Annotated in this window: 11 protein-coding genes and 1 pseudogene; 8 read left to right on the plus strand and 4 right to left on the minus strand. The window is 65.5% G+C overall.

The genetic code is table 11. The features are described 5' to 3' along the window. Nucleotides 1-53: 53 nt before the first annotated feature. Complete coding sequence (locus tag BAC01S_RS29530; RefSeq protein ID WP_027797982.1) at nt 54-1,481, minus strand: MFS transporter; 1,428 nt, start codon at nt 1,479-1,481, stop codon at nt 54-56. A gap of 322 nt (nt 1,482-1,803) precedes the next feature. Here BAC01S_RS29530 and ltnD point away from each other — a divergent pair, with 322 nt between their 5' ends. From ltnD to BAC01S_RS29570, 7 genes are all read left to right on the plus strand, one after another. Next, complete coding sequence (gene ltnD / locus BAC01S_RS29535; protein WP_027797983.1) at nt 1,804-2,694, plus strand: L-threonate dehydrogenase; 891 nt, start codon at nt 1,804-1,806, stop codon at nt 2,692-2,694. 16 nt (nt 2,695-2,710) lie between these two features. Then, nucleotides 2,711-4,006 (plus strand): 3-oxo-tetronate kinase, encoded by a 1,296-nt coding sequence (gene otnK / locus BAC01S_RS29540; RefSeq protein WP_027797984.1) that lies wholly within the window; start codon nt 2,711-2,713, stop codon nt 4,004-4,006. Next, nucleotides 4,003-4,641, plus strand: coding sequence for a 3-oxo-tetronate 4-phosphate decarboxylase (gene otnC / locus BAC01S_RS29545; RefSeq protein WP_027797985.1), 639 nt, complete (start codon nt 4,003-4,005; stop codon nt 4,639-4,641). The genes otnK and otnC overlap by 4 nt, the downstream gene beginning before the upstream one ends. Nucleotides 4,642-4,665: 24 nt before the next feature. After that, nucleotides 4,666-5,442, plus strand: coding sequence for a 2-oxo-tetronate isomerase (gene otnI, locus BAC01S_RS29550; RefSeq protein WP_027797986.1), 777 nt, complete (start codon nt 4,666-4,668; stop codon nt 5,440-5,442). Between the two features lie 66 nt (nt 5,443-5,508). Continuing rightward, nucleotides 5,509-6,480: a D-erythronate dehydrogenase gene (gene denD, locus BAC01S_RS29555; protein WP_027797987.1), complete on the plus strand. Its 972-nt coding sequence runs from the start codon at nt 5,509-5,511 to the stop codon at nt 6,478-6,480. A 121-nt stretch (nt 6,481-6,601) separates the two neighbouring features. Beyond that, entirely contained in the window at nt 6,602-7,618 is a 1,017-nt protein-coding gene (locus tag BAC01S_RS29560; protein ID WP_027797988.1) for an aliphatic sulfonate ABC transporter substrate-binding protein, read from the plus strand. A 196-nt stretch (nt 7,619-7,814) separates the two neighbouring features. Continuing rightward, on the plus strand, nt 7,815-9,725 hold the full coding sequence (locus BAC01S_RS29570) for a methyl-accepting chemotaxis protein (protein WP_027797989.1): 1,911 nt from the start codon (nt 7,815-7,817) through the stop codon (nt 9,723-9,725). Nucleotides 9,726-9,785: 60 nt separating this feature from the next. Here BAC01S_RS29570 and BAC01S_RS29575 read toward each other — a convergent pair whose 3' ends face one another. Continuing rightward, nucleotides 9,786-10,679: a LysR family transcriptional regulator gene (locus tag BAC01S_RS29575; RefSeq protein ID WP_027797990.1), complete on the minus strand. Its 894-nt coding sequence runs from the start codon at nt 10,677-10,679 to the stop codon at nt 9,786-9,788. An 84-nt stretch (nt 10,680-10,763) separates the two neighbouring features. Between BAC01S_RS29575 and BAC01S_RS29580 the strand changes: the two genes are divergently transcribed. Beyond that, nucleotides 10,764-12,065, plus strand: coding sequence for an aspartate aminotransferase family protein (locus tag BAC01S_RS29580; protein ID WP_027797991.1), 1,302 nt, complete (start codon nt 10,764-10,766; stop codon nt 12,063-12,065). A gap of 365 nt (nt 12,066-12,430) precedes the next feature. Here the strand turns inward: BAC01S_RS29580 and BAC01S_RS33130 are convergent, their stop codons facing one another. Together BAC01S_RS33130 and BAC01S_RS33135 are read right to left on the minus strand one after the other, a co-directional pair. Continuing rightward, the gene (locus BAC01S_RS33130) at nt 12,431-12,763 is read right to left on the minus strand and encodes a superinfection immunity protein (protein WP_043204187.1); all 333 of its coding nucleotides are present in this window, start codon (nt 12,761-12,763) and stop codon (nt 12,431-12,433) included. A 297-nt stretch (nt 12,764-13,060) separates the two neighbouring features. Continuing rightward, nucleotides 13,061-14,068: pseudogene (locus BAC01S_RS33135) on the minus strand (PD40 domain-containing protein); the annotation flags it as partial. Nucleotides 14,069-14,348: the final 280 nt, after the last annotated feature.

The raw sequence follows: 14,348 nt of genomic DNA on the forward strand, positions 1-14,348 counted from the left end.
AACCGGCATGAAATATCGAAAAAAGAAAGCCGACCACCAGAACCCCAAACCGCTCAGGGCGATATCTCATCCAGCAACCGCGAGCGCGTGGAAATGCCGAACTGCGCGATCAGCGCCGCCGCAACCAGAAACCCGCAGATCAGCATCAGCGACCAGAACACGCCGATCACCGGAATAAGCGGGGCAATCGCAAACATGCCGATGCCGCCGCCCAGGTGGCCCAGTCCGTCGACGATCGCGAAGCCCGTGGTGCGCGCGCGGGTCGGGTAGTTTTCGATCGACCACGTATAGGCGATGGGCACCCACACGTTGAAGCCGAAGAAGACAATGATCGAGCCGAGTATCGCGAGCCAGAAGTTATCGCCGCCAAACGAGATCAGGATGCCGCCCGCCAGCGTGATGAGGGCGGCCAGCGGCGTCCAGCGCTTGCGCTCCATCCGTTCGCCGAACGCATAGGCGACGATGGCGCACAGCACGAAGCCGAACGTGCCCATGGCCGTGATAAGGCCGGCTTCGGGCGGCGGGAAATGCAGGGCCGTGAGCAGCGTCGTAAAGCCGGCCGCGAACGAATAGACCGTGATATAGGCGAGAAACCACATCGCCGTCAGCAGCAGCGTGCGGTTGCGATAGACCGCGTTGCGGAAGATCGCGCCGAACGGCATCGCTTCGTCCTTCGGCGGCAAGGGCGGAATCTGCTCGGGCACGGGCGGCAGCGGGTTGATCGCGTGCGCGCGCGTTTCCATTTCGGCGACCACCTGTTCGGCCTCCTGCAAACGGCCGCGCGAAACGAGCCAGCGCGGCGACTCGGGCAACTGGAAGCGCAGCGCCACGCCGACGAGCGCAAGCGCGCCGCCGATCAGGTACATCACGCGCCAGCCGTATTCGAAGTCCTTGCTGGCCAGCGCGAACGGCAGGCCGAGCGGCAGCGGTGTGGAGGGCGTGGTGAGCCACAGGCCGAGCCAGATGCCGAGCACCGCGCCGATCGCCGAAAAGATGAAGATCATCGACGTATAGCGGGCGCGCCCGCCGCTCGGCGCCAGTTCGCCGATATAGGTGTTGACGATCGCGAGGTCGGCACCGATGCCGATGCCCGTGAACGCGCGCGCCGCGACGAAGGTGCCATACGAGTGCGCCACGGCAGTGATGGCCGAGCCGATGCCGGTGAGGATCATCGTCACGAGCAGCAGGTCGCGCCGGCCCATGCGGTCGGCCAGCGGGCTCAGCAGCAGCGTGCCGACCACGTAGCCCGCGAGATTGAGCAGCACGGGCAGGCCGATGTAGCCGCCCGCGCTCTCCGGCGTGCAGCCGGGCACGAGCGCGATGCAGGTCTGGATGAACGAGACGTTGATGTCGAAGATATCGTAGAAGGTGAACAGGAAACCGATGCCGATGATGAGCGCGAAAAGGCGCGGCATCGTCCAGTTCGGAATCCGGTCGAGCCGGGCAAGCAACAGCCCGGCGGTGCGGTCGTTGGGGGGCATGCTGTGTCTCCTCTTGTTCCTCTTGTGAATGCGGTCGGGCTCGTGCGGCCCGTTTTTTCCGCCCGGCGCGTCCGGCGACACCGGGCCGATGTCTCGATGAATGGCCGGTGAATGAATTTACGAATAGTAAAATGAATTTCAGATAGTGGAATTGAAGTAAACCCGAAGGGAGCCGAAGCGGCAGGTTTTCCGCTCTGCGGGTTTTCCCTTCGGCAGCGAGCCTCGGCGTTAATTTGTATGATGACCGGATACGGCGGCGCGGCGCCACGCGCACGGGTCCTGACTGAGCGCCCGAATTTCTTACGCACTTCGAAGGATTGTCATGTCACGACAGGTTGGAGTCATCGGTCTTGGTGCAATGGGGCTGGGCGTCGCGCGTTCGCTGCTGCGCGCCGGTTTTCGCGTGCACGCCTGCGACGTGCGCGAGAGCGTGCTGGACGCATTCGCGGCCGAGGGCGGCATGCGTTGCGCGACGCCTGCCGAACTCGGCGCGCACTGCGAGGTGGTGGTCACGCTCGTCGTCAATGCGGCGCAGACGGAAAGCGTGCTGTTCGGCGAGCACGGCGCCGTTGCCGCCATGCGGCCTGGCGCGGTGGTGATTTCGAGCGCGACGGTCGCGCCGGAATTCGCCGCGCAGCTTGGCGCGCGCGTGGAGGCGGCTGGTCTGCTGATGCTGGACGCGCCCGTTTCGGGTGGCGCCGCGCGCGCCGCATCGGGCGAGATGACGATGATGACCTCGGGGCCCGCGGCGGCCTACGCGGCCTGCGAGGACGTACTCGCGGCGATGGCGGGCAAGGTCTATCGTCTGGGTGAAACGTATGGCGCGGGCTCGAAGGTCAAGATCATCAACCAACTGCTCGCGGGCGTGCATATCGCAGCCGCCGCCGAAGCGATGGCGCTGGGCTTGCGCGAAGGCGTCGATCCGGATGCGCTGTACGACGTAATCACGCATAGCGCCGGCAATTCGTGGATGTTCGAGAATCGCGTGCCGCATATTCTGAACGGCGACTACACGCCGCTTTCGGCTGTCGACATCTTCGTGAAGGATCTGGGCCTCGTGCTCGATACGGCGCGCGCGAGCAAATTTCCGCTGCCGCTCTCGGCCGCCGCGCATCAGATGTTCATGAACGCGTCGAGTTCGGGCCACGGCGGCGAGGACGATGCGGCCGTCGTCAAGATTTTCCCGGGCATCACGCTGCCCGCTGGCCGTTGAATGCACGAGCGCCGTCATGAATTCCACTATCGCCACCGCCCGTCCGCTGCTTGGCTGCATTGCCGACGATTTCACCGGCGCGACCGATCTCGCCAACATGCTCGTCAAGAGCGGGATGCGCACCGTGCAGACCATCGGCGTGCCCGCGCCCGGCGCGCGGATCGATGCCGACGCGATCGTCGTCGCGCTGAAGTCGCGCACGATTCCCGCCGGCGAGGCGGTCGCGCAGTCGCTTGCCGCGCTCGCCTGGCTGCGCGAGCAGGGCTGCCGCCAGTTTTTCTTTAAGTACTGCTCAACATTCGATTCGACCGATGCGGGTAACATCGGTCCGGTTGCCGATGCGTTGGCCGACGCGCTTGGCGAGCCAGCAGCCTTGTCGATCGCATGCCCCGCGTTTCCGGAAAACGGCCGCACCGTCTATCGCGGCCATCTCTTCGTCGGCGACATGTTGCTCAACGAGTCGGGCATGGAGAACCATCCGCTCACGCCGATGAAGGACGCGAACCTCGTGCGCGTGCTGCAGCGGCAAACCGCTTCGAAGGTCGGCCTCGTTCGCTACGATGCGATCGCACGCGGCGCGGCGGCGGTGCGCGAGGTCTTCGTGCAGCTGCGCGCCGAAGGGGTGCGCTTCGCGATTGCCGACGCGCTCACGGATGCGGATCTGTACGTGCTGGGCGAAGCGTGCGCCGATCACGCGCTGATCACAGGGGGATCCGGCATCGCCCTCGGCCTGCCTGCAAACTTTCGCCGCGCCGGACTGCTGCCCGAACGCGGCGACGCGGCGCGGCTGCCGGACATTGCCGGCTGCTCAGCCGTGCTGGCCGGCAGCGCCTCGAAAGCGACGAATGCCCAGGTCGCGGCGTGGCGCGCGGCGCGCGCCGCGTTTCGCGTCGATCCGCTGGCGGCGGCGCGCGGCGAGCCGGTGGTTCAAGCCGCGCTCGCGTTCGCGCGGGAGCATTTGCCCGAGCCGGTGCTGATCTACGCCACTGCCTCGCCCGACGAAGTGACGGCCGTTCAGCAACAGCTCGGCGCGCAAGCGGCCGGCGCGCTCGTCGAAGCGACGCTCGCCGAAATCGCGCGCGGGTTGTTCGCGCTCGGCGTGCGCAAGTTCGTCGTTGCGGGCGGCGAGACGTCGGGCGCGGTGGTTCAGGCGCTCGACGTGAAGGCTTTGCAGATCGGCGCGCAGATCGATCCGGGCGTGCCCGCCACGGCGACGCTCGACGGCTCGATGGGCCTTGCGCTCAAGTCGGGCAACTTCGGCGCGACCGACTTCTTCGAAAAGGCGCTGCAACGGCTGGAGAACCGCGCATGAGCCCCGAAGCTACGCTGCGCGAAACGATCTGCGCCGTGGGCGCCAGCCTCTATGCGCGCGGCCATGCCGTCGGCACTGCCGGCAACATCAGCGCGAAGCTCGACGACGGCTGGCTCATCACGCCCACCGACGCGTGCCTCGGCCGGCTCGATCCGGCGCAGATCGCGAAGGTGGATCTGGCCGGGCAGACCGTTTCCGGCGGCAAGCCTTCGAAGACGCTTGCATTGCATCGCGGCATCTATGCGCGCAACGCCGAGGCACACGGCATCGTGCATACGCATTCGACGCATCTCGTCGCGCTGACGCTGGCGGGCGTGTGGCGCGACACCGACGTGCTGCCGCCCATTACGCCGTACTACGTCATGAAGGTCGGCCACATTCCGCTGATTCGCTACCGCCGCCCCGGCGATCCGCAGGTGGCCGACGAAGTGGCGGCGCTCGCCGGGCGCGTGCGCGGCGTGCTGCTCGAACGGCTCGGCCCGGTGGTCTGGGCGCCCACTGTCGAACAGGCTTCTGCGGTGCTCGAGGAACTCGAAGAGACCGCGCGCCTGTGGCTCATGACGAACCCGAAACCCGAGCCGCTGGATGAGGCGGCGCTCGACGACCTGCGGCGCAATTTCGGCGCGCGCTGGTGACGCACTTTCAACGGAGTCCTATCCATGCCCCGCTTCGCAGCGAATCTCTCGATGCTGTACCACGAGCACCCGTTCCTCGACCGCTTCGCCGCCGCCGCGCGTGACGGCTTTCGCGCGGCCGAGTTCCTGTTTCCCTATGAGTACGCGGCCGCCGAAATCCGCGCGCGCCTCGACGACAACGGTCTCGTGCAGGCGCTTTTCAACGCGCCGCCCGGCGACTGGGCGGCGGGCGAGCGCGGGATCGCGTCGCTGCCGGGGCGCGAGGACGAGTTTCGCCGCTCGATCGATATCGCGCTCGACTATGCGCGCACGATCGGCAACGACAAGCTGCACGTGATGGCGGGATTCGTCGGGGCCGGCGCCGACCGCGCGCGGCATCGCGACGCGTATCTGCGCAATCTTGCGTATGCGGCCGATACCGCGCGGCGTGACGGCATCCAGATCCTGATCGAGCCGATCAATCCGCGCGACATGCCCGGCTACTTCCTGAACCGGCAGGACGACGCGCAGGCGATCTGCCGCGAGATTGGCGCGCCGAATCTGCGCGTGCAGTTCGACTGCTATCACTGCCAGATCGTGGAAGGCGACCTCGCGACGAAGCTCAAGCGCGACATGGCGGGCATCGGCCATATCCAGATTGCCGGCGTGCCGGAGCGCCACGAGCCCGATCTCGGCGAGCTCAACTATCCGTACCTGTTCGCGCTGATCGACTCGCTCGGCTACGCGGGCTGGATCGGCTGCGAATACCGGCCCAAAGCCGCGACGTCGGCGGGACTCGGATGGCTGCGCCCGTATCTGTGACGGATCGCGCCGAACCCCGGATCCTTCGATTCGGATGCCTGAACTTCTCACTCTCATGAGCGGCCTATGAAAGTCCTGATCACTGGCGGCGCCGGCTTCCTGGGCCGGCGCCTCGCAACGAAACTCCTGAGCCTCGGCGAATTGACCGGCCCTTCGGGGCAGCGCGAGCCCATCGATGAGCTGGTGCTGCTCGACATTGTCGAAGCGGCAGGCTTCGACGACGCGCGCGTGACGACGCTAGTCGGCGACATTGCCGCCCGCGCGGTCCTCGAGCGCGCGATCGACACGCAAACGCGCGCGATCTTTCATCTGGCCGCCATTGTCAGCGGTCAGGCCGAGGCGGACTTCGAGTTGGGCATGCGCATCAACCTCGAAGCGTCGCGCATGCTGCTGGAGGTCTGCCGCGCGCTGGGCCATCGGCCGCGCGTTGTGTTCACGAGCTCCGTGGCCGTGTACGGCGGCAAGGTGCCCGACGTCGTGCGCGACGACACCGCGCTGAATCCCCAGACGTCATACGGTGCGCAGAAAGCGATTGGCGAACTGCTGCTCTCCGACTACTCGCGCCGCGGCTTCGTGGATGGGCGCGCGCTGCGTCTGCCCACGATCAGCGTGCGGCCGGGGCGGCCGAACGCGGCGGCTTCGTCGTTCGCGAGCGGCATCATCCGCGAGCCGCTGAACGGCGAGGAGGCGATGTGTCCGGTGCCGCTCGACACCCGTTTGTGGCTGCTTTCGCCGCGCGCGGTGATCGACGCGCTCGTGATGGGCGGCGAGATCGACGGTGCGGCGCTTGGTGAGCGCCGCACCGTGAATTTGCCGGGGCTTTCGGTCAGCGTTGCGGACATGATCGCGGCGCTGCGCGAGGTGGCGGGCGACGATGTCGCGGCGAGAATTCGCCACCACATCGATCCGCGCCTGACCGCCATGGTTCGCAGCTGGCCGGGCGAGTGGGACACGTCGCGTGCGCTTGCGCTTGGCTTCACGGGCGATGCCACGTTTGCCGACGTGATTCGCGCTTACATCGCGGACGAGAAGCGCTGATTGCGGCCGATCGCGCGCCGCCGATATACGCATAGGCACGATCGATAGCAGAAACGATTCTTTGACGCTGCATGGGCCATTGCGCATCATGCGCATTCGTTCCTGTGTCGATATCCGTCCTATGTCTCATACCGACTCGAAGCCCGATGGCGTGCTCGAAAGCCGCCGCTCGTTACTGAAGATGGCCGCGAGCCTGGGCGCGGGCGCGGCCCTGCGCGGGTTCGGCGCCGCCGGCGCGACGCTTGCCGCGAGCGGCGCGGCAAGCGCGCAGGACGGCAAGGTGGTCAGTCTCGGCTACCAGAAATACGGCAATTTCATCATTCTCAAGACGCGCGGCACGCTCGAAAAACGTCTCGCGCCGCTCGGATTTTCTGTGCGATGGCTCGAATTTCCGGCCGGCCCGCAACTGCTCGAAGGGTTGAACGCGAATGCCGTCGATATCGGCGTAGTGGGCGAAACACCCCCCGTGTTCGCTCAGGCGGGCGGGGTGGACTTCGTCTATATCGCCGCCGAGCCGGACGCGCCGCGCGGCGAAGCGCTGATCGTGCCGAAGAACTCGCCGATCCGCTCGGTGGCCGAACTGCGCGGCAAGAAGGTGGCCTGCAACCGCGGCTCGAACACCCACTATCTGCTCGTGAAGGCGCTGGAGCAGGGCAAGGTCCGCTACGACGAAATCCAGCCGGCCTATCTCGCCCCCGCGGATGCCCGCGCGGCGTTTGCCAACGGCAGTGTGGATGCGTGGGCGATCTGGGATCCGTATCTGGCCGCCGCCGAGCGGCAGCTTGGCGCACGCGTGCTCGTCAACGGCGAAGGGCTCGTGCGCAACATCGAGTATTACGTCGCACGACGTCCATTCGCGGCGCAGCACCCGGATGTGGTGCATGCCGTTCTGGACGAACTGCAGCAGCTCGACACCTGGGCCGCGCAGAACGTGGCGGCCGTTGCCGCCCAGCTCGCGCCGCTCACGGGGCTCGACACCGGCACGCTGGAACTCGCGCTGGGGCGCACGGGCTACGGCATCCTGTCCGTGGACGCAGGCCGTTTTTCGTATCAGCAACAGATTGCCGATACGCTCTACGAACTCAAGCTCATTCCGCAAAAGCTGGCCGTTGCCGACGCGCGCTGGAAGAACGCCTGAGGCGGACCGGGTGCCGCAATGGCGCCCGGCGCCTCGCGCACCGTGATGCGGCTCATGCCGAACATCGCGCACGGTCAATTCTTGAAATTGAATCCATTCAGTTCGGTGCAGCCGGCTCCGTAAACAGGCTGAGCAACAAGAAAGGCGCCAGGCGCCAAATGAACGGCTGGAAAACGGCTGGAGGAAACAAGCACCCATGGGCACCCGCTCCATTGCAGTCAAACTGAGCCTGATATTCGGTGCGGCGCTCGCCGCCACGATCATTGCGATCACATTGTTTGCGACCTTGAACGTTCGCTGGCAGGCAGCGGACAGCTTTGCCGCGGCGAGCATGGGCCAGATGCGCCAGATCGATACGAGCCTGAGAAATACCTTCGATCAGGTGCGCGGCAACGTCGTGTTCGTTTCGGATTCGCCGGTGGTGCAGACCGCCAACGAATCGGTGACGAACTATCTGACGCACGGCGGCGCGATGACACCCGATACGAACGGCGGCGTGGAAAGCGCGATCTTCTCGCTGCTGAAGCGTTTCGGCGATAGCCACCCGGATCTGCGCTACGTCTACCTCGGCACGAAATGGGGCGGCTATATCCAGTGGCCGAAGAGCGAGTTCAAGACCGATCACTACGACCCGCGCGAGCGCCCCTGGTACGCGCAGCGGAGCGGAGCGGGCGGCAACGTGACTCGCACGGGCGCGTATGCGGCGGACGGCGGCGACAAGGAAGTGATCATCAGCTTCGTGCGCACGGTCCAGGACGGGCAAGGCAAGCCGCTCGGCGTGCTCGGCATGGACATCTCGCTCGAAGGGCTCGCGAAGATGGTCAGGCAGGTGCGCTTCGGGCAGACCGGCTACCTGATGGTGGTGGAGGACAGCGGCACCGTGCTCGTCGACCCTCACGATCCTTCGCACGCCTTCAAAAAGCTCGAAGAGCTCGGCGACGGCTATCGCGATCTGGCGCAAACCGGCGGCGGGCTGCATGCCATCGAGCTGGGCGGCACGCGCTACGACAGCGTGGTCTATACATCGCCGGAACTGGGCTGGAAATATATCGGCCTGATCCCGCATTCGGAGATGATGGCGGACGCGAACCGCCTCAGCATCGTGCTGATGCTGGGTGGCGCGTTGCTGCTCGGCGCGGCGCTTGCCCTCACGATGATGCTGGGGCGTCGCCTGACAAAACCGCTGCGACAGCTTTCACACAGCATGCAGGACATCGCCTCCGGCAACGGCGACCTCACGCAACGGCTGCCGGTCACGAGCGGCGACGAAGTTGGCGCACTTGCGTCGCGATTCAACGAGTTCGTGGAGAAACTCAACGGTGTGTTGTTAGGAGTGCGGCGCAACAGCGAAACGCTGCGTACCGCCGCGGGCGAGATCTCGGCCGGCAACGCGGATCTTTCCGCGCGTACCGAGCGGCAGGCCGCGGCGCTCGAACAAACCGCCGCCACCATGGACGAGCTGACCTCGGCCGTCCGGCAGAATGCGGACAACGCGCGCCAGGCGAACGCGCTTGCGGTCGACGCCACGGCCGTGGCGGGCCGCAGCAACGAGGTGGTCAAACGCGTGGTCGGCACGATGGGCGACATCAACCAGAGTTCGAGCGCGATCGCGGAGATTATCGGGCTGATCGAGAGCATCGCTTTTCAGACCAATATTCTCGCGCTCAACGCAGCGGTCGAGGCGGCACGGGCGGGCGAGCAGGGACGCGGCTTCGCCGTCGTGGCCGGCGAGGTGCGCAATCTTGCGCAACGTTCGTCGTCGGCGGCGCGGGAGATCAAGGAGCTGATCAGCGCGTCGGTCGGCAAGATCCAGGAAGGCTCCGTGCTGGCGAACGAGGCCGGGAGGACGATGGCGGAAGTGACGCAGGCGGTGAGCCGCGTGGCGGGCATCGTCGTCGAAATCGCGGCGGCTTCGGACGAGCAAAGCCGCGGGATCGAGCAGGTGAATCTGGCGATTGCGCAACTCGAAGGCGTCACGCAGCAGAACGCGGCGCTCGTCGAGGAGGCGGCTGCGGCGTCGTCCTCGCTCGAGGACCAGGGCCGCCAGTTGAACGACGCGGTCGCCGTGTTCCGGTTGCGGCACGACGCGGCCGAGGCGGTTGCGTAGTAATGAAGGAATGCTGATTAGTCGTTCACGCTCCAGGAGAGGTGCCGCAGCGTGCGACCATCAAAGCAGCGGCAGCGTGAGCCGGAGGTGCTCGGCAAATGCCGCCGTGAGCGGCGAGGCTCGCTTGCGCCCGAACTTGAGCGTAATGCCGACGGCCGGCAACGGCGGCAGCGAGGGATCGCCATTCAGAATGGCGAGATCCGGCGGCACGGCCGTCTGCGTCATGATGGCGAAGGCCTGCCCTGAACGCACGAGCGCAGTGAGGCCCGCGAGGCTGCTGCTGGCATAAGCGACGCGATAGGCTCTGCCGGCGCGCTGCAGCGCTTCGCAGGCCGCGATATGGTCGAGCGTGTCCGGGTCCGAGAGCGCCAGCGGCAAGGGATCGAAGTGCGCGGCGTCGAGCCCCGGATAGCCGATCCAGACCAGTTGCTCGCGGCGGATGATCTCGTCGCCGGGGCTGCCGGGGTTGTCTTCCGGCAGCGAGATCATGGCCAGATCGACCGCGCGCTTCTCCAGGTGTTCGACGAGCCGCGGCGTGGGTCCGCACACCACTTCCACGAGCGCATGCGGATGCTGGCTCGAGAATTGGCGCAGCAGGGCGGGAAGGAACACGGCCGCATAATCGTCGGGGCAGCCAAAGCGGATGCTGCCCGACAAGCCCTTGCCGAGCAGATCGGCCATCGCTTCGTCGTGCAGGCGCAGCATGCGCTGGGCGTGGATCAGCAGCCGCTCGCCGGGATTCGTGAGCACCACGCCGCGTCCGGTGCGCTGAAACAGCGGCTGATCGACAATTTCTTCCAGGCGTTTCATCTGCTGGCTCAGCGCGGACTGGGTCCGGCCGACGCGGCTCGCGGCGCGGCTCAGCGCGCGGACTTCGGCGATCACGGCAAACGAACGCAGCAAATCGATTTCGAGAGTGCGGCTCAAGATATTAGCCTCGCTTCTGGCTTCCATAAGAACTATTCGATTCTATAAAAGCAGAGCGACGACTAGACTGCAAGTCATTGCCCATTGCCGCTACGCACGAGGAGAAGCACGGTGTCCCGCAACGACGATGCAACCTTCTGGCGCAATGCCAGGCAGCACCTCATCCGCTATGGCGGCACGTTCGAGCCGATGATCATCGAGCGCGCGCAAGGCAGCTTTGTCTACGACGCGGACGATCGTCCGATCCTCGATTTCACCTCGGGCCAGATGAGCGCCGTGCTGGGGCACAGCCACCCGGAAATCGTCTCGGTCGTTCAGGAATACGTCGGCAAGCTCGATCATCTTTTCAGCGGCATGCTGTCCCGCCCGGTGGTCGAGCTCGCCACTCGGCTGGCCGAGATCACGCCGGACGGGCTCGACCGGGCGCTGCTGCTCAGCACGGGCGCCGAGTCGAACGAGGCCGCGATTCGTATGGCGAAACTCGTCACGGGCCGCTATGAGATCGTTGGTTTTGCGCAGTCGTGGCACGGCATGACGGGCGCCGCGGCCTCGGCGACTTATAGCGCGGGGCGCAAGGGTGTCGGCCCTGCCCCGGTTGGTTCGTTCGCGATACCCGCGCCGTTCGCGTACCGCGCGCGCTTCGAACGCAATGGCGCTTACGACTGGCTTGCGGAGCTGGACTACGCCTTCGATCTCATCGACCGGCAGTCCAGCGGCAATCTCGCGGCCTTCATCGCGGAGCCGATCCTGAGTTCCGGCGGCATCATCGAATTGCCGCAAGGCTATATGGCGGCCCTCAAGCGCAAGTGCGAGGAGCGCGGCATGCTGCTGATCCTGGACGAGGCGCAGACCGGCGTGGGGCGGACGGGCACGATGTTCGCCTGCCAGCGCGACGGCGTCACGCCCGACATCCTCACGCTTTCGAAGACGCTGGGCGCGGGCCTGCCGCTGGCGGCCGTCGTCACGTCCGCACAGATCGAAGAGCAGGCCCACGAGCGCGGCTATCTCTTCTATACGACGCATGTTTCCGATCCGCTACCCGCCGCCGTGGGGCTGCGCGTGCTCGACGTGGTCGAGCGCGAAGGGCTGGCGGCGCGGGCCAACGTGATGGGCGAGCGGCTCAGGCGCGGGCTGCTGGACCTGATGGAGCGCTTTAACTGCATAGGCGACGTGCGCGGCCGCGGGCTGCTGCTGGGCATGGAGGTCGTCAAGGATCGCCGCACGAAGGAGCCGGCGGACGGGCTGGGCGCCAGGATCACGCGCGAGTGCATGAAGCTCGGGCTCAGCATGAATATCGTGCAGCTGCCCGGCATGGGCGGTGTTTTTCGCATCGCGCCGCCGCTGACCGTCAGCGAAGAGGAGATCGACCTGGGGCTCGATTTGCTGGAGCAGGCGATCCGGCGCTCGATGTAGCCGCTCGAGCCGGCCGGCGCTTCATAGCCTGGTTCATAGCTTGGGATGGCACTCGAACTCGATCACGGAATGCTGCTGCTGCAACGTCTGCTGACCTTCCGTTCGTTCGGTGACGAAACTCGTCTGCAAGCCGAGGTTCTGGCAATAGTTCGTGGCTTCGGTCAGGGCACGCTGATGAGCGCGTGCCCACGCGAGACGTCCTCCGGTTGCCGAGGCCGATACTGTGTAGGAGCCCGGCTTGTCTGCCGAGGTCACGCTCGTGGCCGACGCGCAACCCGTTAGCACTGCACAGAGTCCCGCCGCCGAAACAAACCAGCGCAATGGCGAGCGCGCCGTTGCCGGCCGACGAGGCCGGTTCGTCGCGCTCACGAGCAGGGCCGCGCCACGCTGCGATGCGGTCCTTTCTTGTAGCTTTCGAGCGCTGCGCGCAGCCTTACGTGTTGCACGATCTTCTGGCTCGTCACGTGGCCCGCGGCGCTGCGAACCCGCTTTGCCGCGCGCGCCAGAAGCCGCGCGTCATGCCGGCTGCGTGCCCAGGCGCGCGCCGCGAACCAGCCCACCAGGGTCCAGCCCAGCAGGATGTTGACTACCGTGATCGCGAAGGCGTCGCTATGCCCGCGCGCATCCGCCTCGATGGACGGAATCAGATAAACACTGATGGCGGCAATGATCGCCGCGCCTTCGAGAACCTGCACCATGGCACCACCTCGGAATTCATCAGAAAGAATGTCGATCGGGCGGAACGCCGGCGATCGCAGTGACATGGGAATGCATGTTAGGACAGTTCTATCGAAAGTCTATTTCCATAGACTGAAAACAGCGTTGTCTCCATCAGAACAATCGTGGCGAGCGTGGAAGGCTGCCGTAGGAATCCTGTTTAGTGCGATCTGGCACGGGATGTTCGGGCTGCCCCCTTGAATGGGCACAGGTGCGAGAGACGCGGCGGCGAGTGCCGGCGCTCCCGCTCCAGGCCCCGCAGGGCCTTAGCGAGCCGCTTGCGTAACAAGCATCGGCGGCGGCGCACTCGGTCCACCGTAGTAGCTCGATCCCAGCTTGGCCTTCGCATGGTCGGCATTCACGCCGAACTGCGTGAGGCTCCAGCGTCGTCCTGTCGTGACATCCCCCACGTAGAGCTGATACCCGCCTGCGGTCGTCGACGAAAAGAAGAGGTAGTTCGTCCCGCTGACCGGAGCCGGGTCGGAGTTGTTGCTGATGCAGTCGTTGATCGGCAACTGGCTCGGCGTCGATTCCGGGTCGGCGCTCTTCTCGTAGATCTGGTCGAGCTCGCTGCCGTTCTTCCAGCGCGCGTAGAACACGGTGCCGTCTGCGCGCACGATCGGATAGTAAGTCTCGAGGCCGGCGGGACGATCGAATGCGGCCGTGGCGCCGGTCGCGATCGTGTGTTTCACGAGCCCCATGTTCGCGCCCGTGCCGGTGGCGTAATAGACGGCGCTTGCGTCGGGCGCGAGGAAGGGCATGGAATACTCGCCGCCGGACGGCGCGTTCGAGAGGCTCACGACCGAGGTGAAGATCGGGCCAGCGCTCGTATATGAGAGCGTGGCCAGCTTGACGTTTCCATTCTGCTTGAACACGACGCTCTTGCCGTCCGTGCTGAATTTCGGATCTTCGTTGCGGGTGGCGCCCGTGCTGTTCGTCATGTTGAACGGCGCCTTGTTGCTGCCGAGCGGATACATGAACACGTTCCACGCGCCGTTGCTGACGCCCATGAAGACAAGCCACTTGCCGTCGGGGCTGAACACTGCGTTCATGGGATCGGTAATGCCCCAGGAGGGCTTGCTCAACTGGGTCAGCGTGTGCGTCGAAAAATCATAGAGGAAAATCTGGCTCGTGCCGTCGCCGTAGTTGACGTAGCTGTGATAGACGAGCTTGCCGGTGAGCGCGGCGGGAAACGACGCGTTGGACTGATTGGGAGGATCGCTGATGCAGCCTGCCATGGCGGCTGGGCCGGGCAGATTGAGGACGATACCGACCACAAGGCCCATTATCAGGGTCCTGGAATTCACGATTTAGTAATCCTGAATAGATCGAAAGGTGGGCTGGCTGGAGGCCGTTCCCGAATATCGTTCGGAAACTACGCAGGGTGCTCCTTCGACGACGAATGGATTCGCCGGTGATCGGAATGACAGCCTGCGTCAAGAGGAGGGGCCGGATCTCGCGGAAATTTTGCGGATCTGCATTGATTACCTAGTCTAATGATCTGTGTGCACGCCAATCGGGTGATTAGAGGTGGATCTGGATGGCTTCTTGTTGTTTTGGGGTTTT

It is taken from the genome of Paraburkholderia acidipaludis NBRC 101816 (assembly GCF_000684975.1).
GTDB classification, from domain to species: domain Bacteria; phylum Pseudomonadota; class Gammaproteobacteria; order Burkholderiales; family Burkholderiaceae; genus Paraburkholderia; species Paraburkholderia acidipaludis.